The 24,907-nt window shown below is 44.3% G+C and carries 23 protein-coding genes; all 23 read right to left on the bottom strand.

Annotation, left to right across the window (positions count from 1 at the left end):
• Positions 1-160 precede the first annotated feature (160 nt).
• A complete protein-coding gene (locus J6I68_RS17175; protein WP_292222098.1) occupies positions 161-2,599 on the bottom strand; it encodes an ATP-binding protein in 2,439 nt (812 codons plus the stop codon).
• Positions 2,600-2,637: 38 nt separating this feature from the next.
• On the bottom strand, positions 2,638-2,883 hold the full coding sequence (locus tag J6I68_RS17170) for a hypothetical protein (RefSeq protein ID WP_292222097.1): 246 nt from the start codon (positions 2,881-2,883) through the stop codon (positions 2,638-2,640).
• Positions 2,884-2,898: 15 nt separating this feature from the next.
• Complete coding sequence (locus J6I68_RS17165) at positions 2,899-3,642, bottom strand: SH3 domain-containing protein (RefSeq protein ID WP_292222096.1); 744 nt, start codon at positions 3,640-3,642, stop codon at positions 2,899-2,901.
• Positions 3,643-3,891: 249 nt separating this feature from the next.
• A complete protein-coding gene (locus tag J6I68_RS17160; protein WP_292222094.1) occupies positions 3,892-4,773 on the bottom strand; it encodes an ATP-binding protein in 882 nt (293 codons plus the stop codon).
• Between the two features lie 38 nt (positions 4,774-4,811).
• Positions 4,812-5,471 (bottom strand): cell division ATP-binding protein FtsE, encoded by a 660-nt coding sequence (locus tag J6I68_RS17155; protein WP_292222093.1) that lies wholly within the window; start codon positions 5,469-5,471, stop codon positions 4,812-4,814.
• Positions 5,468-5,767 (bottom strand): STAS domain-containing protein, encoded by a 300-nt coding sequence (locus J6I68_RS17150; protein WP_292222092.1) that lies wholly within the window; start codon positions 5,765-5,767, stop codon positions 5,468-5,470. The genes J6I68_RS17155 and J6I68_RS17150 overlap by 4 nt, the downstream gene beginning before the upstream one ends.
• Positions 5,768-5,788: 21 nt before the next feature.
• Positions 5,789-6,847, bottom strand: a complete 1,059-nt coding sequence (locus tag J6I68_RS17145; protein WP_292222090.1) for a phage tail protein — start codon at positions 6,845-6,847, stop codon at positions 5,789-5,791.
• A gap of 19 nt (positions 6,848-6,866) precedes the next feature.
• Positions 6,867-8,957, bottom strand: a complete 2,091-nt coding sequence (locus J6I68_RS17140; protein ID WP_292222089.1) for a baseplate J/gp47 family protein — start codon at positions 8,955-8,957, stop codon at positions 6,867-6,869.
• A 13-nt stretch (positions 8,958-8,970) separates the two neighbouring features.
• A complete protein-coding gene (locus J6I68_RS17135) occupies positions 8,971-12,030 on the bottom strand; it encodes a hypothetical protein (RefSeq protein WP_292222088.1) in 3,060 nt (1,019 codons plus the stop codon).
• A complete protein-coding gene (locus tag J6I68_RS17130) occupies positions 12,030-12,485 on the bottom strand; it encodes a GPW/gp25 family protein (protein ID WP_292222086.1) in 456 nt (151 codons plus the stop codon). The genes J6I68_RS17135 and J6I68_RS17130 overlap by 1 nt, the downstream gene beginning before the upstream one ends.
• 13 nt (positions 12,486-12,498) lie before the next feature.
• The gene (locus tag J6I68_RS17125) at positions 12,499-13,311 is read right to left on the bottom strand and encodes a phage baseplate assembly protein V (protein WP_292222084.1); all 813 of its coding nucleotides are present in this window, start codon (positions 13,309-13,311) and stop codon (positions 12,499-12,501) included.
• A 22-nt stretch (positions 13,312-13,333) separates the two neighbouring features.
• A complete protein-coding gene (locus tag J6I68_RS17120; RefSeq protein WP_292222083.1) occupies positions 13,334-14,497 on the bottom strand; it encodes a phage late control D family protein in 1,164 nt (387 codons plus the stop codon).
• 13 nt (positions 14,498-14,510) lie between these two features.
• Positions 14,511-15,410 carry a CIS tube protein gene (locus J6I68_RS17115; protein ID WP_292222082.1) on the bottom strand — a complete coding sequence of 300 codons (900 nt, stop codon included), beginning with the start codon at positions 15,408-15,410 and terminating at the stop codon, positions 14,511-14,513.
• Between the two features lie 14 nt (positions 15,411-15,424).
• Positions 15,425-16,360 carry a CIS tube protein gene (locus tag J6I68_RS17110; protein WP_292222080.1) on the bottom strand — a complete coding sequence of 312 codons (936 nt, stop codon included), beginning with the start codon at positions 16,358-16,360 and terminating at the stop codon, positions 15,425-15,427.
• A gap of 27 nt (positions 16,361-16,387) precedes the next feature.
• Positions 16,388-18,181, bottom strand: a complete 1,794-nt coding sequence (locus J6I68_RS17105; RefSeq protein ID WP_292222079.1) for a hypothetical protein — start codon at positions 18,179-18,181, stop codon at positions 16,388-16,390.
• A 124-nt stretch (positions 18,182-18,305) separates the two neighbouring features.
• Positions 18,306-20,183, bottom strand: coding sequence for a hypothetical protein (locus J6I68_RS17100; protein WP_292222078.1), 1,878 nt, complete (start codon positions 20,181-20,183; stop codon positions 18,306-18,308).
• Positions 20,184-20,195: 12 nt separating this feature from the next.
• Entirely contained in the window at positions 20,196-20,393 is a 198-nt protein-coding gene (locus J6I68_RS17325) for a DUF6760 family protein (RefSeq protein WP_330622575.1), read from the bottom strand.
• 2 nt (positions 20,394-20,395) lie between these two features.
• Positions 20,396-20,758 carry a phage tail assembly protein gene (locus J6I68_RS17090; RefSeq protein ID WP_292222075.1) on the bottom strand — a complete coding sequence of 121 codons (363 nt, stop codon included), beginning with the start codon at positions 20,756-20,758 and terminating at the stop codon, positions 20,396-20,398.
• 88 nt (positions 20,759-20,846) lie between these two features.
• Entirely contained in the window at positions 20,847-21,347 is a 501-nt protein-coding gene (locus tag J6I68_RS17085; RefSeq protein WP_292222074.1) for a phage tail protein, read from the bottom strand.
• A 23-nt stretch (positions 21,348-21,370) separates the two neighbouring features.
• Positions 21,371-23,074, bottom strand: coding sequence for a phage tail sheath family protein (locus J6I68_RS17080; protein WP_292222072.1), 1,704 nt, complete (start codon positions 23,072-23,074; stop codon positions 21,371-21,373).
• Positions 23,075-23,098: 24 nt separating this feature from the next.
• Positions 23,099-23,488 (bottom strand): DUF4280 domain-containing protein, encoded by a 390-nt coding sequence (locus tag J6I68_RS17075; protein ID WP_292222070.1) that lies wholly within the window; start codon positions 23,486-23,488, stop codon positions 23,099-23,101.
• Entirely contained in the window at positions 23,481-24,290 is an 810-nt protein-coding gene (locus J6I68_RS17070; RefSeq protein WP_292222068.1) for a hypothetical protein, read from the bottom strand. Before J6I68_RS17070 ends, J6I68_RS17075 begins: the two co-directional genes overlap by 8 nt.
• A gap of 9 nt (positions 24,291-24,299) precedes the next feature.
• Complete coding sequence (locus J6I68_RS17065) at positions 24,300-24,890, bottom strand: DUF4255 domain-containing protein (protein WP_292222066.1); 591 nt, start codon at positions 24,888-24,890, stop codon at positions 24,300-24,302.
• Between the last annotated feature and the right edge of the window lie 17 nt (positions 24,891-24,907).

Here is a 24,907-nt window from a genome sequence, read left to right as displayed (position 1 = left end):
ATCGCTATTTTATTTCAAAAGCATAAATGCTCTCATATGTATATCGGCAAATTACTTCCTGATGCCAATCAGCAATCTTCACAAAAACATTTTCACCTTTCATACCTTTATACGAATAAGCGGATATATCTGGCGAATTATTTTTTCCTGCCCACTTTCTTCAGGCAAGTCCAACGTCCTCAGCGTATGGCTCGAAGTCTGACTTGGTGAAGACCTTACCAACCTTAACGAACTCGTACTTGATAGCGTTTAGGTAATGTTTCATGTGAACCTCACCATTTGCATCAGGATCAGCTGCTGCAAGGAAAGCTGCGTTGAGGATACAGTTCTTGATATTACCACCAACGAACTCGAACTTCTCAGCAAGGAATCTGATATCCACGTCGTCGGCAAGTGGTGTACTCTTTGGAATAGTGGTACGCCACAGCATTTCTCTTGTATCCACATCCGGGAACTGGAACTCAACGATATATTTCATACGTCTAAAGAACGCAGGGTCGATGTTGTGCTTGTAGTTTGTAGCCAGAACGCAGACACCGTCGTAAGCTTCCATTTCCTGAAGAAGGAGGGCTGTCTTGTTGTTGGCTGAAGCCTGGTTTGAACCACCGTCGTCAGAACGCTTAGCGAAGATGGTATCACACTCATCGAAGAACAGTACGACGTTACACTTCTTGGCTTCTCTGAAGATCATGGACAGGGATTTCTCTGTCTCACCGACGTACTTATCTACAACCTTTGAAATATCTACTCTGTAAAGCTCAAGGTTAAGCTCATGGGCAATAACCTGAGCCATCATGGATTTACCAGTACCAGGAGCACCGAACAAAAGAACCGTAAGTCCACGGCCGTATGGATACTTCTTAGTGTAATCCCAGTTCTCGTAAACCTGTTTCCTGTATGTCATCTGCTCGATGGCGTGAGAGATGGTCTCTCTCTGGCTCTCGTTCATGACGATATCTTCAAATCCGAACTTAGCCTCAACTCTGGTTGCCTTCTGGGACAGCTCAGAGGACATCTGCGCGTAGCACCCCTTAAAGAGGTTGCCTCTTGATATCTTGTCTTCCTTGTCCATGTTGGAAAGAGCTTTCGCCTTAACAAGGGCGTCGTGGACCTTACCAGCTGTGAACAGGAATTTTGTAGACATCTCAAGAAGATCCACATCTTCCGCAAGGTCATATCCCTTTGCAAAATACTGCCAGCAGGTAAGTCTCTCAGTTGTAGTTGGTGTTGGAAGCTCAAGATCTGTAAATGCCATTTTTGTTACTTCTCTAAAGTCGATGTAGAGCTTACTCATGGCAAATACCAGGATGTCTTTTTCAGTGAGCTTACTAAAAGCAAGATCCATATATCCGAAGAACTTCTCTTTTTCCTCGTCTCTATAGGTGAGCTCTGTAAGACAGCAGCAGGCCTTTGCAAGGATACACTCTCTTGTAACAGACCAAAGGGCTCTGTCTACGAACTGATAGTCATAGTTAAAGAGCTTCTTACAGTTGATGGCGATGGCCTTAAGGCCCTTTTCCTTGCAGAAGTGTTTAACAAAGAACTTTCTTCCGCTGCCGTCATCACCGTAGTAATAAAAGATCCTTACGCCATCGCCATAGGAAGTCTTCATAGCCTCAAGTCTTCCCTCATTGGCCATAACAGGATCAAGCTCTTTATCATCTGTGAGCATGCTGATAAATCGGTCGTAATTCTCATCAAGAAGAAGAGGATTTCTACCGAACAGGAAGTCGATTATTCTCTTGTCTGGGGAAACAACTGTTGAAAAAGGCATACTGCCCTGTACCTGCAGAGGAAGCACCGGAAGGAGCTGCTCAAGGCAGGCACTCATGTCACCATATGCGCCAGTTATGGAAAACTCTGAGCCATAGAAGACCTTGGCTGCAGACTCGATTGTAGGCGCAGAAAGCATACTGTTTTCGTTGATGATATGGAAAACGCCGGCGTAATCAGTCTGAGTTGAAGAAAGGATTCCGCAGGCAAAACAGAACTTGGTAAACTGCTCAAACTTAAGACGCTTACACAGCTCATAAAAAGGAAGCTCAATGCCCTCAGCCAGTGTAAGCTCTGCTCTTTCATCTATTATGCGAAGTCTCTCAAGAACCGGAATCTTGGTATCCTTGTCAATCTCATCCCAAACTTCCGTCTCTGACTCTTCCTCTTCATCTACGGGATTTTCAGATGCGAAATTGCCAAGAAGACGCATCAGATCATCATCGATGTTGTCATCACTGTCGCTGTCAGAATCGCTGTCTTCATCAGATCCAAAGAGACCTCCAAAGAGATCCTCAGCGTCCTGTGCATCTTTATCTGTAATATTGTCATCACTGTCAGCTTCATCGGAAGATGATCCAGCAGACTCTCCGCCTCCGAATCTCTCCTTGTAGGATGCCTGAAGTCTGTTTTTGCAGGCATCTCCAGCCAGCTCAATATCAGGATAAAGCACGTTCTTATAACCACCCTCGCCGTTGGCAAAGGTGACCTTCATTTTGGAAATATATGTATCGAGACAACCGTTTACGCAGTCAAACATATACTGCATGTACTCGGTATAGTCCCTGAACGGCTTACCGTTTCTATCCTGCTCATAACTTCCCATATCTTACGCCCCTCATGTTGTCGATATGAATAAATCTATCAGGTTTTAAAAACTGCCCCTTTATCAAATACGCTTTTTGCAGTATTAAGGCCAGTCTGTTTAGTTATATCAAATACTCCATGCTCACCTTCGTTGATGAATGCCATGGGTTTGCGGATATCATACATATAGGTTTCTTCGCCCTCTTCGCTGTCAATATCCTTCTCTTCATTCCGGATCTTCGCCTTTCTGTTTTTCTCTTTTTCACGTTCTCCGGCCATCATTTCATCAACAAATTTCGACATATCACTTACCTCTGCTTAGCCATTATCAGGCTCTGTGCTGCTCTGTGACGGGTCAGTCTCAGTTCCTGCCCCTTCAGAAGCTGTCTCTGAAGAAGCCTCCGAAGGCTCCTGCGCAGCTTCACCTGTTCCAAATGTTTCTCTGTTAGCTATATGGCTCTCAAAAGGTGCTGAAAGGGAATCTTCTGATACTTCAACTTCTCCCCTGTACTCCTCTGGAAACTCTTCCTCAGTCATCTCAGTAAGAATGAGATAGTCAGTAGAACAGTAACCAGTATTTCCTTTTGCTGAAACAACTTTGCACCACTGGTTGCCCGGCTGGATCACATATCCAGTGCTTCCCTTGGCAAGCTTGGCAATAACCTCTGAAAACTCTGAAGGTGATTCCCTAAGTCTTAAGATAGTAACCGAGGTATCAACCTTATAAGAAAAATACCTTATCTGTGGCTCAGGCTCCGGCTCCGGTTCTGGCTCCGGCTCAGGTTCAGGCTCTGGTTCAACTGAAGCTTCAGCCAATGATGCCATTGTATCCTCAACTACAGGTGCCTCTGGTGCAGTCTCCTCAACTGACTCCTCCGGTTGCGCCTCAACCTCCTCTGGCTCATTTATGATCGTCTGCGTCAGCACCGCCGTCTCTGCTCCCAACGACTTATTAGTCCTGTTAAAGGCTGATCCGGTCTGTGATAAGAACAAAAGTGACCCCAGCGCTATAACTGTAAAAAACGTCATCAAGAATATAAATATCCTCTGGTTATCTCTCATACTTCCCCCTTCTAGAAAGCAAATATTTAGTATGTGATGGTAGGGCAAAAGACCGGTTTGGCGGACCAGTGGCATAAGTTGACATTTTTGTGATTTTAAACCACGAAGTTAAGACCAAGTAATCTCAAGCGCCCTTGCGCGCAGAGATTGCTGCTCTGGGCTTAACGGAGTGTTCGGTTTAACAGAGCAAAAATGGCAACTTATGCCACTGGCCCGCCAAACCGGACTTTTGCCCACCATCACCCATCATCAGGTCGTTGGCAACTGGATATAGATACCCATTCCGTTGCCCTGTGGGCTGCGGGCATAAATTGTTCCGCCGTAGTGTTCTACAATGGCCTTGGCCTGAGTAAGTCCAAGTCCGTTTCCACTGATTCTGTTGGATCCCTGGTAATTAAGCTCAAAGATATGCTTGGTCTCATTCTCAGGAAGACCTTTACCAGTATCCTTAAGAACAATAAAGATATCATCCTCAATGGCAGAAATTGTGATTACAAGCGTACCCTCTTTCTGCATGTACTTGATGGAGTTATCTATAATATTCCTAAACATGATAAGAAGCCTCTTGGCCGATGCATGTACCATCAGCTTGTCAGAGGCACTTGATATATTGACCCTAAGACCTGCCTTATGGGCAGCTTCCTCAAGCTCTTTTATAGCCCTTCTTGCAATCTCGATGATGTCGACGTTGGCTGCATCATCGTCCTCCTCAGGAGGAAGAAGGCTTTCAAATTCATTTTTAACAGAGGCAGCATTTTTATCGCTGTTTTCCTTGTTTTCCTCTTTGTACTTCTCAAAATCAGCCTTGACAACTTCAAGCTCTTTTTCAAGCTCATCAGCTCTCTGGTTGCTCTCTTCAATGGCCTTGTCCTTTTCTGAAACAAGAGTCTCATAGTCTTTTGAGAGCTGTTCTTTTTCTGCTGTAAGCATCCCTATTTCCTGCTGCAAATGCTCAGCTCCCGTGTAGTCGTTATGTCTTTGATAGCACTGCATTGAAAAATATGCAATTGACAATGAAAAACCTAAAAACAACAGGACTATCAGCGTAAGACTGAAGAAGAAAAATCCTACAATTGTCAGAACATAAAAGATACAAGCTGCTACTAGTGAGATTTTCTGGTTCTTGGTCATCTATGTACTTTCCCCCTAAAGAATAATAGATTCAATACTTATGCTTTTACCAAATTATCAAGATCGATCCGTCTGCGGCCAGGCCTTTCTGCCGCCGCAATATCATGGGTTGCCATCACTATTGTGATGCCCTGTCCATTTACTACATCGAGAAGTCTGTTTATCTCTGCGCTGGAAGAAGGATCAAGGTTTCCAGTTGGCTCATCCACTAAAAGGATCCCCGGATTATTGATGATGGCTCTGGCAAGGCAGACCTTTTGCTGCTCTCCGCCGCTCATCTGTTTTGGAAACCTTTTGTGAAGAGAGTCTATCCCCAGCATTGTAAGAACATCCACGATCTTCTTTTCTGCTTCTTTATATGAACCTCCTGTTGCCAGGATTGCTGACATCAGATTGTCATAGACACTGCTCTCTTGTATCAGCCTAAAGTCCTGGAACAAAACGCCGATACTGCGCCTGTAAAAAGGAATGTCCTTGCGGCCGATCTTACTAATGTCCTTGCCGTCCACAAAGATAGTTCCGCTGTCAGGCTCAGTCTCTTTAAGCAGCATCTTTATAAGCGTGGTCTTACCTGATCCGCTTTCCCCAGTAAGGACCACAAACTCCCCTTTTCCTATCTCCTCGGAAAAATCCTCATAGACTAAAACCTTGCCGTCTTCATTTTCATACTTTTTAGTCACGTGAGAAAAAGATATCATTGTATGGTCAGCACCTTCTGAAGTCCTGTCACCCTAAATACTTCCACTACAGCATCACTTGCATTGATGATAAGGAACTTACCACCCTTGGAACCGGCAGTTTTTTGTCCTATCAAAAGAGCCCTGAGTCCTGCACTGGAGATGTAAGGAACATCTGCAAAATTAAGTATTACATTTGGGCATTTCTGAAACGCCTTCAAAACCTCATTTTGCAGTTCCGGACTGGATACTGCATCAATCTTGCCATGAAGATTGAGTTGAAGCTTATCATCGCTTCTGCTTTCGTCAATTGTCATTTCCGTGTTTCTCCTAAGTACTTACAAAAGTGTAATAGCACCATCATAAAGGGCTTCTTCATCAAGCACAACATGCTTCTCAGCAGGAATAGTGGCATTCATATCAAGATAGCTGTTGCCATCCATGACAGCCTCTTTCTCCATCTGAAGGAGACGTATGTTGGTCCTTATAGGCTTAAACTGATTCAGAAGGAACGTCAGCTGATGCCGCAGTTCCTCTGTGAGCTTGCGATTAACAAGAATGGTCACATCAAATATCCCGCCGTCCTGCCGTCTGTTTTCCAAAAGAACTGCATCATCACCCAGCATTATTTCAAGGATCCTCTCAATGACCTTCCTGGTACCCTTCATTCGGTTTAGCTGATATGCTTCTTTGACTATTGTCCTAAGCACATCCTCAGATAAGAATCCACCTCTAAGATCGATTCCGAACCAGGAACCGTACATCTCAAGAAGCTCTGGTGAACACTTATCCAGATCCAGCATCTCGTATAGCTTGTCATTTTGTTCACTGATGTCATTGTAGATACTTGAAAAGATTGACAGATATCTGTGGAAAAAGCTGTTTTCCTGACGATAGACTTCCGGAAATGCTCCCATAAAGTTATCGCCCCTGACACCAACTCTGATATTTCCAATGGATGCCTTGCCTGTTCCAAGCATCTCTATGGCCACAAAGAGATATCTTCCCTTAAAGTCATAGAGTAGGAAGTCATTGTTGTTGACAAACCTCTTTGCTCCAAGGTTCATGAGCAGAGAAACCTTTTTGTAGGTCTCCATCTCTTTTCCAAATAAAATATCATCAAGATGGACGCTTTCTCCCTCGCCAATCACAATATCTAGTGTATTTGATGCTATAACATAAATATAACACACTATTTCTTCTGACAAAAGGAGGTTGCATGAGAGCCTGCCCCAGTGAGAATCGTCATTTACTCCGTCAATTGGGCGAAGGAATACGAAGTGATCCCTTTTAGTCTCATCAAGCTCAAGCCTGTTGTTGTCATAGACATTAAAGCCTTCAATGTAGCCCTGCTTTATTCTGTTATTCTTGATGGTATACCATATGTCGTTAGCCATATTTTGGTCTGCTCCTAAATTACTTATCGGATGTTACAAGCTCAAGACTGATCTCTCCCGGATAACACAAGCAGTCAAATCTTGGATAGATATCATATTCCTTCATCTGAGCCAGCTTGCCATTCTCAGAGTGAAGTGACAGATCATAAACATACTCAACACAAGGCAGGTCCTCAATAGCGTGGAACACATCCTCAAACATGAGCCTGTCGCCAAAGTTCTTTTCAGAATTGATGTAATCAAGCTTTGCGCGGATCCTGTCCTCGATCTGGCGCTTGCAGTCGGAGTAATGTCTTTTTACATAAACTGTACCCTTTACGCCAATTGCTGCAAAACTTGGTCTTATTACTTCAAACTCGGAGGTGATAAGGCGCCTCTCTTTAAGTCTTTCGGTGATCTTGTCTGAGTAGATCCTTGAGAGTTTTGGGAACTTCTCATCAGAATCCGGCAAAACTGCCACCCTGACCATGTTCTTGCTCTCATCCATTACCGCCTTGGCCTTCTTGATGCAAAGTCCTGGGGTGCTCTTTACAATATACTCATAGTCCCCTGCTGTTACAGCCCTGTATGGGGTCCTCATATCCTTAAGAAAGCGCGCTTTTACTTCTTCAAGCTTTTCTCGGTAGCACCCTCCCTGGCCTTCTGCAGGATTATAGAAACCATCCTCTACGTTTTCGTCGTCAACATTAAGTATATTGCCAGCGCCGATGTTTCCTCTTGGACCTCCAGTTACGGCAACGCTTCCCATAAACAGGTCAGCATCAATAAAATCGCCGGGATCTTCAATCACGATCTTGCCTTCACCCTCCAGAAGGTGATAGTAAAGTGCTCCATCGTCCTTCTTCTCAGGTCTTACAAAGTCGTAGATATAGCCCTCTTCATCCTTTCTTCTGGCGATCAGAAAAAATGTCTCGTGAACTATATTGTTTCCAGGAATACTGATCTCCTGGTCATCGTAGCCTATGACCTTTCCAACGTTGTACCTGCGCATCACATCCTCGCCGTATATAATGACTCTGACGCAGTCTTTACATTTTATTGGCGCATATCCAAAGTCTTCCTGGCTAAAAGTAACATTGATGCCACCTTTTGTGTTCTCATAGTAGCAGTATCTTCCCTGATCATAAGCGCTGTTTACAAGCTCATATCTTCTGTAGGAAGATCCCTTCTTTTCCTTTCCAAATACAAGGTAATATACGTCCTTGCCAATGGGTGAATCTATAGAAATCTTGTCATTCTTGTTATAGGTCTGGGAAAAAGCTTTTGTATCCCTCTGCCACACTTCAAAAAGCGGTCCATAGATGTTGGTGATCTTGGGGATAATGTCGTACTCAGCTCTTTTTAATGTAGCTCTTACGCAATAGCCTTCAACAGGTGTTTCATTACATACTGCGCATTTCTGTTCCGGAAGCGAGATCCTGACTTCTCCGCTTGCTACAAAGGCAGAGGTAAAATCCCTTGCGTTAACTTTGACAAAGCCAGTCTCTGTATAAACTTCCCACTCAACATCGGCAAAGATATGCTCTGTTCTGTCCTCAGTCTTGTTTCTGTGACTGCTCTCAACAGCCTTGATGTAGAGGATGAGTTCCCTTAGATCGTCAGGCTTTTTGTCAAACACAAGATATAATGAGTTGCCTTCCTGGGGCTCCTCTCCAAAGATTCTTGCAGGAACTGATATCTCTTTATCCAGGCAAAAAGAAATATCCCTGAATTCATCATTTTCTTTTGCAAATATTCCTATGATGCGGGATGCACCTACTAAAGTCGGCCTTGAAATCTCAAATACCAGATCTCCTAAATGAAATCTCTCTCCTGACTTAAGAGTATAGGGCCCTGGCAGCTGGTCCGATGACAGAAGAACCTTTGCGCACTTGCCCCTCTTTGGGACAAAACCTGCCATCTTAAGCAGGGCCATCTTGGCTCTGTAGCTAAGTGACACAATTTCTGCACCCTGAAGAGCCGAAAAAGCCGTCATGTTCTCCAGGATCGTTATTCCAGGGTCAGAAGGATTGTAGTTGGTCCACTCAGATGATCTTATAGGAAGCTCTCTGAGCACATCCTCCATTCTCTCTTCATAGGTTCTGCTTTGTAGTTCATCAACACTTAGCATTTTAGTCTTGTCCTTACTTGTTAGTGATTATTACCTTATGCTCTCCGTTTCTTGGAACCATAAACGGAGTAATATCTATATCCTTGGTATCAAGCTCATGCTCGCCATCTGCATCAACGTAGTGGCCGATCATGGTGATCCTCTGAATGACTGCCTTGGATCTCATTACTCCAAGCTTCATCAGTATCTGGGTTTCCTTTGGAAGGGTTCCAATATCCCATCCATCTGAGCCCCCGCTTCTTACAGGGTCCAGATAATCAGACAGTACTGACTTAACTTCGTTCTGCACCTCAAAGGCGTCGTCCATATCCATGACCATGGCCCACACATTTACTGAGATATCTACAAAGATAGGCTCAACGATGTGAAGATTGTTGGCAGATACAGTCAGTTCGCAGTTTTCCAACATCTCTTTTTGCAAAAGAGCTGCTATCCTGTGAAAAGAGAAAGCACCATCCGCATAGTCTTTCATAAGAAGTACAACTGAAATGTCTGCCGGATTTTTGGAGCCGTCAATGAGCTGTCCGGTCACTATGCTTGTCCTGTCAATGCTGTCGGAAAACTCTTTGCAGAATCTGATATAGTCAGTCTCTGATATGAGTCTGTATCTTGAGTGCATAATGCCTGCGCATCTGTCCAGTGCATGGTCTATGGTCTCAAGATTGGATCCGCCGTGGGCTCTTATGGGGTTAAATACGGATTCAATATAGGGTGCAGCCCCGATAAAGCTTGTGATCTCACCCTCTCCAAGGTTGCCCTTTTCACCGTCAGTTGATCTGATCCTTGCCTTAAAGGCCACATCTGTGGTCACTCTTGGCATGTCACACTTGTATCCGTCGGAGAAATGGATCTTACCGGTCATCCTGTCAATGCGATAGCACCTTCTGTGAGGGGCTCTGTCAAAGCTGTCCACTTCATCCCACAACACGTAAAATGCAGACACTCTGCCAAGGAAGTCATATTCAGCTCTTGCCCTTTCAGGGAAATTCTCAAGAAGATAATCCATCTCCTCCTTGCGGGTAAAGCCAACTTCATTGACCCATACCTCAGCATCCAAAATGTTATCTCTTCCCAGTGAAACACTGGTGTTTGGAACAACATCTTCTATGTAGTAGTCACCTTCTTCACTGGTCTGAACGTTGGTGACAACCACTGCATTTAGACACATCCTGGCTATTTTGGGAAGGAATACATCTTTATCAGCGCCCTTTTGCTTCTTAGCTCTTGAGAGCCTTAGCCAAAAGAGCTTTTTCCCCTCGATGGTCATGTCTGACATGTCTGCAGGTGGCAAGAACATAAGTGTTCCAGACCTTGTAAAATCCTCAGTAAGATCTGTAAAGCGCATCTCAGTAAAGCCATTTGCACCTACATATTCAAGCTTGACCTTAACACCATTCTGGTTATTGTTGTCAGAGAGCTGGAAGTAAATACTGACAGGTCCCTCTGTAAGCTTTTTGTCAAAGCCTATATAGATAGCATCCTCAGCATATTCGTTTCCAGATAGGACAGTAAAGGACTTATCTGAGAAAAGACATGCTGTTATATCTTCTTTCCTTGTGCCGGCTATTCTTTCAAGTCTGCCTGGAGCTGTAAAGCGGCCCTCATAGCTGTATGCGATCTTAAGATTCTCAATGGTAGGATAGGTGTGGATCGCAGGGCGGATATAGCAGTTTGCTGACTTGGTTATCCTGATCCTTAAGCACCTTCCTGAATATGGTCCTGACTCAGAGCTTTGCCAGTCCTCAGGACATATGAAGGAGAGCTTGTAGTCACCCTCTTCGCAGGCTTCAAAAAGTCCGGCGTACTCTGTGTCACATTTTAATTTTTTCCAGCCAATTCCGTTGAAATACTCGATTATGATCTCATCAACCTTGACCTGTGCAGGAGTGTCATAGGGAGTTTTCTTGGGCTTTCTCTTGATGACCAAAAGCTCAGCCTCTTCCTCCTCAGCTGTGACCCTGACCTGGTTTTCATGGTAAGTAACCTTAAAATCAAGACTTATCCTTGCTCCTGCTTTTGAAAAGCTTGGATCATGGCCAATGTAACACTCGTTAAATACTGCAAGTTCATCAGTAAAAGGATCAAATTTGCCCGGATCCAGTTCCTGACTTCCATCTCCAACATATTCAGGAGCTTTGGAATTGCCACCTGCTGAAAGCAGGATATTCTGGACTTCAAGAGAATCGATCATCACCTTATTCTCTTCAAGGATCACTACAGAGTACTCTTTCTCACCAATGGTGGTCTTCTGGGACTCTTTGTCCTTGATCAGCATAAAAGTGAAGCCATCCTCCATGAGCTTTACACTCTTAAAGGTTTCAAATCCTTTTTTTGTATAGTACTTAAAGGTAAGTTCACCGCTCTGAACCCTGTTTATTACTTCTTCTGCGCCTTCAAGCCTTATGTAGATAGGCTCATCAATACCGTCAAAAAGCCTCTGCTCATACATGATAAGAATGCTTCTGCCAAGATTTTCCTTTTCACCAAAGAGTGTAAATGGCGGAACATGCCTGGAAAGTCCAAGCCCTATATCTTCCGTTTCTTCCTCTGCAAACAGTGATGATTCTTCTTCCTCAGCGTCAGTTCTTATCTCTCCTGAGATGATCTGTGGAACATCGAAGTCTCCAAAAACAGGAGACAGAGTTCCCTCCTCAGCGTCAGTCATAAAGACTGCCTCTATCTCAGAATCTGTCACATAGATGTTTCGCTCAGTCTCATAGACAATAAGTCCTGAATCCGTGTCAGCAGACTCTGCCGTAAGTCTGGTGCCCTTGGGGATCTGGGTTCCCATTATGGTTCCACCGTCATAGTTAAAGATGACCATACTGGCTGCTGGCTGTGCAGGGCGCAGGTTTGCGTCCAGCATGTTGACAAACTCCATGTGATAGCGCTCTGGCATCTGACTCATGAGCCTGTTGTTTTCTTCCAGCTGACGGGCAAAGATCTGGGCTATCACGCTACCTGCATCAGGGTTATCCCTGTCAAACTTCCACTCAGGTGCATAGCTCTTTCTAAGCTCTTCTATTCTGTTCTCAATATCCCCAGCACTTAAGGGCTTAAAGGCATTAGTCATCAGTCGATATCTCCCACGTCAATAATTTCGGGTTCAAAATATTCCTCTTCTTCAGAAGGTTCCGGCTCTGCATTCAGATAGAACGGGAATACCAGATTGTCTCTCTGATTGGTATCTGCAAGGGTGTAGTCGATACTGATCATTATGTACCCCTGCTGTGCCTGCATATCTGTAGTTATGTCCACTGTGCTGACTCTTGGTTCCTGACGGAGTATGCTGTCTGTAAGGTCCCTTCGCATGATGGTCAGCTCTGTAAGTGATACATCCATGAAGACGTATGAAGCTGTCTCAGTACCAAAATTCGGCCTTGTGAGTCGTTCAGTTACCTGCGTCATAAGGATAAGATATATGGACTCCTTGACACTCTGCGGGCCACTACTCATTTTAAACCTGCCTGTAGCAGGATCTATTTGCGGAGGAAAGGTAACCCCTGTTCCTAAAAAAGTCTGTTCCATGCTAATCTCCTGATCATCCAAGCTTGATTGGTGTTCCCTCAACTGATACCGGTCCGCTGCTCTTTAGTTTCAGCATTGAGTTTCCGGCTACGGTCACGTTTCCGCCTTCAACATTTATCCTGTTGTTGGCTTTTACTTCTGTGGTATCGGAAGTGTCGATCTTGAACTTCTGTGCCTCCAAAGTAACTGTTCCATTACTTCCGTTCATGATCATCTTGATGTTGTCTCCAACCTTTATGGTGAGTTTCTGCTTGGCAACTATCTCCATCTGACCGTTTTCGGTCTTCATTTCTATTTTGTTCTCACCCTCTTTATCAGAAATGAGTATCTTTTTCTTTTCATTATCAAGCTCAAGCTTGTGATTTCCTTTAGAGGTGGTAATGGTTATCTTGTCTTTGTCTCCATCCCCCTCAGATTTATCGATGATATCAATGGTGTTGCCATTTCTGGTGGTAATACGCTTTATCTGATTCTTTTCATCAAAAGCTTTCTTCATAAATCCTGAATTAGCTTTTGGAACTGAACCTATGACAAAGGGTCTTTCTATATTGCCCTGTTCAAATACCACAATGACCTGATCTCCCACCTCAGGATAGAAGTACTCACCCCATTTGCTGCCGCCATAGGGAAGCGCCATTCTGGCCCATACAAGCCTGTTTTCATCGTAGTCTCTGGTGCTTATGTTGACCTGTACAAAGCCCTGTCTTTCCTGATCATAGTTCTTGACCACCTCACACACCATGACTCCGCTTATTCTGTTATCGCCCATATCACTTCTTTCGTTCTGATGACGGGCTACATCGTCTACAATGTCAAAAAATGGCATATTGTCTCTCCCTGGTTGTTATTCATAAGGTGGCTGCCTTTGCCAGTATAGTGGTAGTGTATTTTCCACCTGCATAATATTCATGGACCACATCAGTGATGTAGAAGGTGTTGGAAGCAGCATCCCCAAAGCCCACTAAGGAAATGAATCTTCCAGGAACAAACTCCGGGATACCGCAAAGTGTCATGGTCAGTTTTCCAAACCTGTAGGACATGTCCTCCATAATATAAGCTGCCCTGTTATCGGCGTCTTCCTGACTCTCTATTGCAGAGTCTATGTAAACATACTGCTGGCTTGTAACTAGTGGCTTTGCCTTGGCTCCTAAGGAAAACGTGCCACCATTTTTCTTTTTGGCTTCTATCTTGTTACCCTTTCCTATATCCATGGTCCTTACCAGGACTTGTCCTACAACTCCCGTGATGTCATAGCCAATATCAAAAGAAATGATACTTGCATGAGGGACTATTCTTCCAAGTACTGAGGTGTTTAGCTTAGCCTTCCTAAATACCACGTTACCGCCTATGGAAAAGAACTCGAAGTTGAATCTCTTTGCAGCCTTTACCACAAAGTCATAATCCGATTCCGCTGCCATCTCTATTCTGATGTCCGGAGCACCTGGACCTGCTCCTGCAGGTATCCCTCCCGGAGGCTTGTCAGGAGTATCAGCCACGGATATGCTGTCCACTACTCCGCTGTTTTTCAGGTTCTGATAAACCTGCGAATCAAATATCTCTTTTACAGCATCAGAATAATAGTTGGCCTTAAGTCTTTTACTGTAGCTATTCGCCATCATCACGCCTTTGATATCAAGGCATGTAAGTCTTATGGATGACTCTGACGGTGAATCACTGTTATATACAAAATCCACTCCTGCAACATAGCCTTTAAAGACCTCCGTGACCTCAGATGCATGTCCCATGAGGATTTTGACATCAGTTCCAAGAGAAATAAGGGGTTTAAGATCATGGGTTATAAAGTAGCCTATATTTACTTCATAGACCCCAAGCAGGGAAAAAGTAGCTATGCTGGCCTTATAGTCACTGGTGAGTTCTACGCTGAAATCCACCGGAACGAGACTTAGCTTTTTTATCTCTGTGGGATCAATGCCACCAAGATAAACTTTTACCTGCGGATAGTAATAGCCTTCATATTTCGTATATAGTTGTTCAAGATCAATAGATGCCATCTGTCAAGTTCCTTTATATGCTAGGCTTAAGGGAAATAAGTCCTGATTTCAATTTGTAGAAATCAGCCATGTACTCACCCTGCCAAATATCTGTATTAGCTCCAGCTACATCTTCATCGTAGAGAACCATACCAATAGAAACAAAAGCTCTGCAGGGTTCACCATTTATATTAAACATCACATACTCTGCATTTACGCTGTTAAGTACTCCTTCATAGGACATATCTCCCCATGCAAATCTTACAAGTCGTCTCTTTTCGTTTCTTACTATGGCAGTCAGAGCTTCCACCTCCGGCTGAACTGAGGTAGAAGATTTGCCTGCAGCCTTAAGACCTCCTCTTAAAAGTCCCTTTCCGATGTTTGTCTGGGAAAGAGTAAACTTGTCCGAGAAAAAAGCATCCTGTGGATTGGACTTATCAAAAGCAATCCTGAAGTTCATATCAATACGTGTTGATGCAGAAGCCATTGTAGATCCGTTTCTAGTGCCCTTCTTCTTTTTTCCTTCATCTCCGCCCTCATGTCCATCTTTTTTTTCTTCTGCTGCCGCGAATTTCTGGGTAGGGATTTCCTCACCTCCATAGCCGCTGATATTAAGTTCACTTGGATTGAACTGACATTCCATTCTGAACTTTTTAACATTTCCATAAAGCTCAAAAGTATCATCCTCGGCAAGTCCGATAGCTGATGCAAACTTCTTGACGGCATCCAGATTAAATCCAATGTCAAGATTAAGGCCGCCAAGACCACCAAATCCCACACCTGAGCTTGGTTTTTGGGCATCTTTTTCCACCAGTTTAAGGTCAGAAAAATCTGCAATTTCAATTATAGCTTTTTGATTAAAGCCTGCCAGGGATGCTGCTCCATTCTTAAGCGCAGAGCCGATACCCGTTTTGGCATCAGGGTTAAGTGGCATAAGTTCTACTCCGTTTATAAACTAAGATTGATAAGGTTGTTATTAGTAAGCTTACTGGTAAGAGACTGGCCTCCTGCAAGGCCTGCAAGGCCTGATTTGGCTTTGAAGCACTTTTTGAAGGCATTTTCCCAATAGGTCTCATCGTATTTAAGCTGTTTAAACTGCCTGTCCTGAGTGATCTCAAGGTGCATCTCTCCTCTTATAGGATTACCTTCCGGATTGAACATGGTAAACTTGTTGCCAACGTCAGTGATAGTTCCCCTGAATACCATGTTTGACCAGAAAAACACCACCTGCTGCGTAGCTGCAGATGAAAGCAGTGACATTATAGCGTCCATCCTTTTTCTGACACTATGGGTCAGTCCTCCGCTGGACCATGCACTAAGTCCTTTATTGACAAGTGAAGTCATATTGACATTAGCTGCCTCATTAAGTCCAAAGGCATTCATATTGTCACAATCATCAAAGATAAGATCAAAGGAGAGCTTACTCTTTCCGGAGTAATTGTAGACCTTCAACTCATCGATGCTATCCTGGCCTCTCCTGGACTGGACCTTACCATTTACAGAGTAAAGCCTCATGGTTGCCGGATTATATTGCACTTTGAATTTAACAAAATCACCGTCAACAGTTCCTACCTTGTCAGGGCTGTTTGCTCCGGGCTTTAAGGCGTCGATCTGATCTGAGATTGCATTCCCAATACCGCTTGTGATTGATGACAGGCTCAGTTTTCCTTTTGTTTTATTCATAAGGGTCTTTTGCAGCTTGTTTAAATTATTGATCTCATCTGCAAAGCTACTTGAGCCGCTCAGATCCAAAAGCGTGGTGTCATTTTCACCAGAAAGATCGATCAGATAGATATATAATAGTGCCTTTTCTCCGACATTCTCAGAAAACATGCCCTTTGCACTGCTTCCAAAGTTAGATCCTAGGCTTGATAATGCATCCATATGTCATCCTCCTTTCTCAAACGAAGGCTAATAGCCACGTCTCATCTTTTCATTCTTCATCTGCCTCTCAAGTTTATTGATAACCTGATTGCTTATTGTAGTCATATGGCTCTTTAAGCCGTTTTCTACAAGAGTCTGTACATCTCTTGCCGTTAAATGATTGACCTCTGTCTCATTGGTCACTACAGAAGTTTTGTTAGTAACATGATTTTCTTCAATTATCTGGGTCTCAACATCTTTTTTGATATTCTTTTTGATGTTGCTCTCCATGGTGTTTAGCTGCTCTGTAATATCCTCAGCTGTCAGGGTTTCATTGAGTCTGTGAACTGTTTCAACGGGCATTCTCCTTGCCCTTTCATCCAGCTGTCTTATCTGCTCTTCTTCCCTGGCTGCCCGGATCTGTCTAAGACTTTCTATGGCGCTATCTTCCATAGCTTCAGGAGCTTGTACAACTACTGTCTCTGTCCTTGGATTCTCCACATCGTTAATGTCATAGATGAGTTCTCCCACATCAGCTCTTCTGACAAAGTTGTTCACAACACTGCTGTCACCTTCATAGTACTGTTCAAGAAGCTGATATACTTCCATGGACTGGTCAGGTATGATGTTTCGAAGTTCAGTAAGAACTTCTCTTCTTCTCTTGTCACGCCTTTGAGCTCTCTCTTCAAGCTTTTCCATGAGCTTTTGTGGTTCCGTAAGAGCAAGGACTGCATCCCTTCTGGTCTGCTTAAGTCCCTCTTCTGGTTTTTGAGGCTCCTGCCTGCTTTTGAGTTCCTCAACAACCTGCATGTATTCAATACGCCTTTGCTCATTCTGGACATTAATGGCATTTACTGTCTCTGTAAGCCTTAGGATCTCCTCCTGGCTCATCTCGCCCTCAGTCCTGGTTTCAAGAAGCTCTATCTCACTGGAAGTAAGCCTGTTGTTTTCTGTGTAGTAGTTTTCGCTTTCAATATTCTCTGTAAAATAATTCTCTGTACTTCCACCAACCAGTCTTAAGAAAGTCTTGTCTGATGATTTAAAGAACGTATCCTCAAACCTGTAAAATGTCTGGTTGTTGGTGTAGAACCTGTCAAATCCCGTATGGTAAATATTCTTTACCATATCCATAAGGACTGCTGCGGTGATCTCATTCTTAACAGATCCTCCAAGATTCTCTTCGTTCTCTATGGTCTCCTCATAAGTATTCTCGTTGAGGAACACCAGGTTCTCAGCTCCAACTCCCGCCCTTTCTCTAAGAACCGACAAAAGTATGTGCTGAGCTGTATAACTCTGATCAGCTATTGAATACTCGCTTGCATCGATATTGTTGTTCTCAACTGTCCTGTTAAAGTTGGAAACTATCTGGTAAATAGCTCCTGTATTTAACCTGTCCATCACTGTGTTATAGAGATAATTCTCTCTCTGTGTTTCAGTGGTCTTTTCTGAGGCACTTACCAGCTCCCTCTCTCTTGTCTCAACCTCTTCAATAAGCTCTCTCAGCTCACCGCCTCTTTCGAGATAAAGGTTAATGAGAGTATTTGTATTCTTGGTCTCTTCTGCTATCTGATAGAAGGCCTTCATAAACCTTCTGTCATCCTTTACACCAAGTTTGTACAATGCATCTGTTATAAAAACCCTGTCCTGATAAGTAAGATTCACATCTGCACTTGCCACAATCCTGTTCAGCACATTATTGAGAATATCCACCTTATTAAGATTGGTCTCATTCCTCTCACTGTACTGAAGGATACTGGTCATCCCCTCCCCTTCCTGAACATAAATCTCAGGGGGCGTAGACGCTATATGCAGCAGATCCTCCTCATCTATGCGATTCTCCATAAGACTATAATTTCCTACAATCCTATGGTAGAACGCTTCCGGATCTCTAATGTATGTACTTTTCGCTTTCAACTCTATAGGCGCCGAAATCGTTAACATTTAATATCTATCCTTAACTAAATATTTATTTCTTGAGGTTCTCCGCCATAAGTGCTCTGCGGGTCGGAGGCCAAGTCACGGGAGTCTGCAGAGGCTTATTGGTAGGTGATGGTACCGCGTACTTAGGCTTTGCTCCGTCTGCCTTGATGGAGTATGGTGCACGAGCCTCGGGCTTTTCGCCGTCCTTAGGTGATGTTGCTGCAAACTTTGCACCGCTTCCATCGGATATCTTGTATGGTCCTCTTGCCTCTGGCTTTTCACTGTCCTTGGGGGACTTGGCTGCATACTTGGCTGCCGATCCGTCTCCTATCTTGTATGGCTGTTTTGCCTCGGCCTTCTGACCATCCTTAGGAGATTTGGCTGCGTACTTAGGTGCACTTCCATCAGAGATCTTGTATGGTGCGCGAGCCTCTGGCTTATCGTGGCTTGTGGAAGCTTCCTGGGCATATCTTGCAGTAGATCCGTCTTCTCCTATGGAGTAAGCAGGTCCTGTCTCTGGTCTGGCCATGGAATTTTTCGCCTCATTGGCGTACTTGGATACATTTCTATCCTTGGCTATGTTGTAAGCACCCTTGTTTACGTCTGAATTGTCTTTTCTTACTGTATGTCCCTTCTCCTGTTTGTAGATTGGAGATGCAGCATTCTTGTCAATGGAGCTTACCTGGGCTCTCTTATTCTTGCTCTTGTCTTTACTGATATTGTAGGCTCCTGCATTGAACTGTCCGGAGTCTTTTCTCTTTACGACCTTGTTGCCGTCTTTCTTGGTAACTGAGTAGGTATTTCCAGCCTTGTCCGGAGCAGCCTGTGCTGCCCATGCCACCTTGGTATCCTTGGCTCCTGTCCACTCAGGCTTATTATTCTCGGCGTGATCTATTCTCTTTACGTTGCCCTTTGCATCCTTGTCATAGATCTTTTCACCGGTGTTCATATCCACAGGGCTCTGCTGCGCATACTTGGGCTTGCTGCCATCATCTGCAAAACTGTAGGCAGGTCTGTTAAAGTCTGATGAATCTTTTCTGACAAGTGTCTGCTTACCATCAACTGTTCCCTGTTCGTAAGTCTCTCCAAGTACATCGGGCCCAGCTTTTTTAGGACGCTTACTGTTTTTAGGATCTCCATCCCATGCAGCACTTCGAAAAGGATATGGTGCATCGTCCTTCATCCTCATCTGGGTCACATTGTCTTCATTGACCCATTCATACCAGTAAGTACCTGAATCTTCCTTGTCATTAGGGCTTGTGGCCGCATACTTGGTTAAGGCGCCAGGGCCGCTTTTCTTGTAGAGACTTGGATCCTTTTTAGGATTCCATTCTTCAGCCTCGGAACTTGCCTGGAACGGATTGGTGAGCACAACAAGTTCTCTGTAGGCAATGGTTGTTGTTTCTGTCAAGAGACCGGACTTTTCAGCATCCAGCCCTCCATACTCTTTACTCATTACAGTACATCCGGTAAAAGTATAAACTCTTGCAGGCCACTCAGGTGCAGACTGAGTGAGACCTGACCTGGCTTTATGCCTGTATACATAAAGGACAAGAGGCAATACAAGTTCTGTTCCATTGGCCAGAGGGTCCAGAAACCTCTCTGTTCCCACGTATCTCTCAATCTGAAAGGTAAAAGGTTTTGAAATAGGCTTACGCTTTAAATGAACGTAGTCATTAAGACCACCTTCTCTGATATACTCAAATTCATTTTCCTTGGTAAAAGCTCTTACAGATTTTATGGGCAGAAAATACAAACCTTCAACCTCAAGTACGAAGTTAAAAGCTGTTATGGGATTATTGATGGCATCAAAATCCGTATTACCAAGGACCGAAGCCTCTAAAGCACTACCGCTAAAAGCGCCGTCTTCTGTGGTATTTATGGTGGTTTTACCATCTTCAACTGATATGTAGCTTCTTGGCATGTGTTTTCCTCTTTACCTGGTTGGTTTCAGGTCAAAAATACTCTTTTCTTTTTCCTTCTTAGAGGGATTAAGGCTCTTATTGATACTGCTGATCTCACTGCACCACCTGCGCCTCTCAGCGTGGGGAAGCCCCATTACCTGGTCCTCACCCCAGTGGAAGTAATAGGAGATAAAAGACATTTCCCTGTAGAGATCATCTTTTGGGTACAGCCTTAGCCCTCCTGTGTAAAATTTAGTGGCACCTCAAAGGTCTTGCCACAATCAGGACATACGCAGGTCATTGTTGGGGGCTCAACGTCGTTGATCCTCTGATACATGTCCTGCAGATACGCCAAATCGGCAGTAAAGAGCTTTTCTATTGTGGTGGCTGTTACTGCATCCAGCCCTTCAAGCTCTGTCACTACCTTACTAAGGATCACTATTGTGAGATATGAGGGATTAGCAAGTACTCTTGGGTCCCTTGTTGCTGATATTTCATCACCAGCCGTAGCCAGTCTCATTCTTCCGTGTTTGTGCACCTCCCCCGATGCATCAATATACCCCTTTGGAAGAGTAAAATCATAGATAGTCTCCATACTTTCCTCCTTAAACCTTTATTAGATTTATTTGCTTTACAGGACACAGGAGCTTACGCTCCTATGCCCAAAAAGCAAACAACCATGCTTAATTCGGAATTACCAGTTCCTCGTATGCAATCTCAACTGTCTCGATCGCTACATCAGAGTTCTTAGCATCAAGATCAGGAGCCTGATACTTAGTAACCCAAGCATTGGTAAGTGTCCACTGTCTTGCACCAACGTTTGCTGTAAGCGCTGCTGTAGGTGCACCTGAGTTGATATCAACCAACTCGATGGTCACATTTGAACGAGGAATCTGTCCACGCATCTCGCTGACACACTCCATGCACCATGTCTTGAATGCACTGTCAACGATGTAGCCCATCTTAAGTGTAACATTTCCATGCTTTACAAGTCCTGGGATCTTAACAGGTGCAAGTGAACCTGAATTACCCTGACGGAACTCTATAACATCAACTGTTGCCTCGATTCCTGTTACCTCAGAAAAAGCTGCAACTCCCGAAACCTGATCTACGGTTACGAGGAAGTTCATTTTGGTTAATGGATAGGCAGAACCTTTACCATTATCATATGCTCCAGTAGCCATATTCTATGACTCCTTTCTATTTTTTATTCTTCTCCGCCTTCGCCGCCTGCTTCAGATGTATGCTGTGTTACTCTGAAGATTACAAACTCTGCAGGACGAGATGGAGCTATACCAATGTTGCAGATAAGTCTTCCGTTCATGATGTCGTCTCTTGTCATTGTGGAAGGTCCGATCTCTACGAAGTAGCTGTCAGCAGCTGAATCGCCTGCCAGCATTCCGTTTCTCCAAAGTCCATCAAGGAAGTTGGAGATTGTGAGATTAACTCTCTGCCAGAGGGTAGGATCATTAGGCTCAAATACAACCCAGTTGGTATTAGCCTTGATGCTCTCCTCAACGAAGATAAAGAGTCTTCGAACGTTAACATACTTAAATGCACTGTTGCTGGAAGCTGTTCTTGCGCCCCAGATACGGATTCCCTGTCCAGGAAGGGCTCTGATAAGGTTGATTCCCTCTGGATTAAGGATATCCTGCTCATCCTTGGTATAGTTAACTGAAAGGCCAGTACAGAATACAACCTCATTAGCTGGTGCCTTATGAACACCGCGGTCGATATCTGTTCTTGAATAAACGCCCATTACTGCACCTGAAGGTGGGATGTAATCAGACTTGTTGGAGGATCTGTCAAATACCTGGATCCATGGATGATACATTGCACAGTATGTGGAATCTACCATCTGTCTGTAGCCAATAAGATCTGCTGTCTTGTACATCTCTTTTGGCATATCCAGAACTGCAAAGCGGCTGCGAAGTCTCTCACAGTGTCCAACAAGAGCTACTACAACCTCTGGCATTGTGATGCCAGGAATAGCCAGCATGCTGACTGTGTTGTTCTCTACGAATGCCTGAAGTCCTGTTCTCTTGCCAGGGCCGTTGTCCTCACCAATATAAGTTGAAGGATCGATCTTGGATACAGAACCGTCTGTACCGCCCTCAAGGAAGAATACTCCGTCTGTAACGTCATCACCAAGGATGTCTGCTACAGGGTTTCCAGGAGTCTTCTGATTAGATACCTCAACCTTGATGATATCTGAACCAGCAAGTCTTGATCCTATGTACTTAGGTGACTGTGTGTTAACAGAGAGCTCTGAGTAGTTCTCAACATCGTCGCCGTAGCGAACTGTCATGTCGATGCTTACCAGGTACAAAAGAGACTTTGGAATGATATCAGCATCTACAGCTGCATCTGGGATGTCATCCTCGAAAGTAACTTCTCTGTCGAATATAGTTTTAATTCTGGTAAAGGTTCCTTCAAACTCTACAAGATCGCCTTCTCTGAAGCCCTCAAGAGTCTTAGCCTTAAATCCAGCATCTGTCTTTTCAACAAGCTGGAGTTTACGCTTTTTATTGGTTGAGAGCATAACCTGGATCTTGTTTCCCCATGTTCCTGGGCTTGTTGCTGTTACGTTTAAGAGACCTTTTTTGGCTGAAGCAGGCTTTGCATCTCTTGGAGCAACACGCATTACATAACATCTTGTTCCGCCATTATCAAAGAACTGCTCTACGCTGTTTGCAAGGAATCTGTACTCGCCGTAGCCAAACTCGGAAAGGAATCCGCCAAACTGCTGTTTGAAGCTCCTCATGCTGGTTACGAGAAGTGGGGCACCCTCTAAAGGTCCTTTTTCTGCCAGTCCGATAAAGCCCGCTGTACTTGTACCTACGCCTTCGATACTCCGTGGAGAGTTATCATATTCTTCAACGTATACGCCTGGTGATAAATACTCTGCCATATACTTTACCTCTTTTCTTTTGTTTTACTGTGCTGTTGCCTTGACCTGTCCTGGATTGGTGATTGAAATCTGACCTGCATAAGCACATACCAGCTTAGCGTCATTGGTAAGGCACGGTTTCCCGCCAATCAGTACCTTGGGTTTAGTTGGGATCCATGTACCTGCCGGAGCTGGTATACAGGGCTGGGGAGTTAATACTCCAAGAGCCGCTGCTGTAGCTGCTGCAACCTGTGGGTTAGCAAGTGATGTGCACATCCCAAATGGTCCTACACATGCCATGGGCTGACTGTCCTGAATGGTTGCACAGGGTTTTCCGCTGGCTAACACCTTCTGGTTACTGGTAACCTTTATAGGTCCAGGAGCCGTTCCCATGGTGCACATTGCCGTGCCTGTTGCTACTACCAGATTACTCATCTTGTTCCTCTCCTTTCTGGTCTACAGGCTCTACCTTTATTGCATCCTTTAAAAGATCTATTTCACCTTTTTCCAGATGAAAGTCTACTTTTCTGAAGTATTCCTTACCTCCAACTCCAAAACGAACAATATGTGGAAGTGAGTTTGCGTCATCTCTGACCTTCAGTGAGAACTTACCATCCGGACCCGCTCTGCCATAAATGATACGGAAGATCTTATCATTTAGCTTATGCTCTTTTTGGAAAGGATCTCTTAGGATGATCTTAAGTGGTGCATCCTGCTCTTTTACAGTAAAGACATCGTAGCGCTCTGATGCTTCATCAGTAAGCGCGTAGCTTAGCTGATCGAGCCTGCATCCACCTCCTGTGCGCACAGGTAAAAGGTTCATGGTATAAACACCTTTTTTCTCCTGCATGCTGTGATAAAGACCTATCGGGCGTTCAAGATTGATCGCCTCGATATATTCCAGTTTTGAAAGGGTTCCGAATATTTCAAGTACTGATCCTCCAAGCCTGTTCTTCTCTGACGGCATCAGGAAGACATCAAGCGTAGGAAGCCTTGGATCCAGCTGTTCATAGCACACCGTGACGTCTTTTGGATCGTACCCGTAAACCTCTATTCGCATGGGAAAGTCTTCCCTGCCTTCGTTTACAATGATGTACAGCCCTTCTCCTTTTCGCATGACAGGTATCAACCTGCCATCTCTAAGGAACCTGACATCCGGTTCAGTAACTCCCCGACCTGTAGTAGTATCCATGAGAGCTACCGCTAGTGATAACTTTGCTGAAATCACTGTTGTCACTTAGAATTTTTACCCCCTTTCTTCGCCGGTTACTCCAATTTCAAAGCTCGCATCGCTTACGCGAGGAGTATTGATAAACTCGCCGCTTGAAAGGTAAACGGGGGCCGCCCTATAGAATAATGAGATCTGATAGGGTTTGTTGACCATCCTCCACACCCGTTCCTTTTCCTCCAGACTTATCTTCGCCTGAGACAGTACAATAGGAGGTTCCGGCACATCGAGCCAGTTTTGGAGCTCATTGGGGTAGATAGAATTGTTGTCGTTAACTATCTGCGCTATTTTCCCAATGATTTTTTGCATATCCGGATCTTTAAGGCCCATCTGACCTGATCCGTTGATGAAGACCATATAGTAAAGAGAATATGGTCGTGGAGGTTTCGTGATCTGTGTTCTTCCCTTCTGGATATACCTTGGGGTCGAAACTTCTGCCTCTTCTCTTATGTCATAGAGATAAACACCAACAAGGTAGTCAACGTCCTGTGAAGTGGGGGACGAAATCTCTATGTTGTTGGGAGAAGGTATTGGCTCTGGACACATCTTGTCCCTGAGCGTCTTAACTATAAACTGACTTACGTCTGCAATAATGGGATAATCAGCCATTTTAGGTTAAGTCCTTT

Origin of the sequence: Butyrivibrio sp., from assembly GCF_017940685.1 — a bacterium.
Classification (GTDB): Bacteria; Bacillota; Clostridia; order Lachnospirales; family Lachnospiraceae; genus Butyrivibrio.
The sequence above is the reverse complement of the archived record's forward strand: the minus strand, read 5'-3'. Positions and strand labels throughout refer to the sequence as shown.

What these genes read in the sequence shown, in the direction of transcription:
- J6I68_RS17085 (WP_292222074.1), bottom strand. Translation starts at nt 21,347, where the DNA reads ATGGCTACTGGAGCATATGATAATGGTAAAGGTTCTGCCTATCCATTA.
- J6I68_RS17175 (WP_292222098.1), bottom strand. Translation starts at nt 2,599, where the DNA reads ATGGGAAGTTATGAGCAGGATAGAAACGGTAAGCCGTTCAGGGACTAT.
- J6I68_RS17090 (WP_292222075.1), bottom strand. Translation starts at nt 20,758, where the DNA reads ATGGAGACTATCTATGATTTTACTCTTCCAAAGGGGTATATTGATGCA.
- J6I68_RS17120 (WP_292222083.1), bottom strand. Translation starts at nt 14,497, where the DNA reads ATGGCATCTATTGATCTTGAACAACTATATACGAAATATGAAGGCTAT.
- J6I68_RS17160 (WP_292222094.1), bottom strand. Translation starts at nt 4,773, where the DNA reads ATGACCAAGAACCAGAAAATCTCACTAGTAGCAGCTTGTATCTTTTAT.
- J6I68_RS17170 (WP_292222097.1), bottom strand. Translation starts at nt 2,883, where the DNA reads ATGTCGAAATTTGTTGATGAAATGATGGCCGGAGAACGTGAAAAAGAG.
- J6I68_RS17140 (WP_292222089.1), bottom strand. Translation starts at nt 8,957, where the DNA reads ATGCTAAGTGTTGATGAACTACAAAGCAGAACCTATGAAGAGAGAATG.
- J6I68_RS17115 (WP_292222082.1), bottom strand. Translation starts at nt 15,410, where the DNA reads ATGCCACTTAACCCTGATGCCAAAACGGGTATCGGCTCTGCGCTTAAG.
- J6I68_RS17080 (WP_292222072.1), bottom strand. Translation starts at nt 23,074, where the DNA reads ATGGCAGAGTATTTATCACCAGGCGTATACGTTGAAGAATATGATAAC.
- J6I68_RS17155 (WP_292222093.1), bottom strand. Translation starts at nt 5,471, where the DNA reads ATGATATCTTTTTCTCACGTGACTAAAAAGTATGAAAATGAAGACGGC.
- J6I68_RS17105 (WP_292222079.1), bottom strand. Translation starts at nt 18,181, where the DNA reads ATGGAGAATCGCATAGATGAGGAGGATCTGCTGCATATAGCGTCTACG.
- J6I68_RS17150 (WP_292222092.1), bottom strand. Translation starts at nt 5,767, where the DNA reads ATGACAATTGACGAAAGCAGAAGCGATGATAAGCTTCAACTCAATCTT.
- J6I68_RS17130 (WP_292222086.1), bottom strand. Translation starts at nt 12,485, where the DNA reads ATGGAACAGACTTTTTTAGGAACAGGGGTTACCTTTCCTCCGCAAATA.
- J6I68_RS17165 (WP_292222096.1), bottom strand. Translation starts at nt 3,642, where the DNA reads ATGAGAGATAACCAGAGGATATTTATATTCTTGATGACGTTTTTTACA.
- J6I68_RS17065 (WP_292222066.1), bottom strand. Translation starts at nt 24,890, where the DNA reads ATGGCTGATTATCCCATTATTGCAGACGTAAGTCAGTTTATAGTTAAG.
- J6I68_RS17145 (WP_292222090.1), bottom strand. Translation starts at nt 6,847, where the DNA reads ATGGCTAACGACATATGGTATACCATCAAGAATAACAGAATAAAGCAG.
- J6I68_RS17100 (WP_292222078.1), bottom strand. Translation starts at nt 20,183, where the DNA reads ATGCCAAGAAGCTACATATCAGTTGAAGATGGTAAAACCACCATAAAT.
- J6I68_RS17075 (WP_292222070.1), bottom strand. Translation starts at nt 23,488, where the DNA reads ATGAGTAATCTGGTAGTAGCAACAGGCACGGCAATGTGCACCATGGGA.
- J6I68_RS17110 (WP_292222080.1), bottom strand. Translation starts at nt 16,360, where the DNA reads ATGGATGCATTATCAAGCCTAGGATCTAACTTTGGAAGCAGTGCAAAG.
- J6I68_RS17125 (WP_292222084.1), bottom strand. Translation starts at nt 13,311, where the DNA reads ATGCCATTTTTTGACATTGTAGACGATGTAGCCCGTCATCAGAACGAA.
- J6I68_RS17135 (WP_292222088.1), bottom strand. Translation starts at nt 12,030, where the DNA reads ATGACTAATGCCTTTAAGCCCTTAAGTGCTGGGGATATTGAGAACAGA.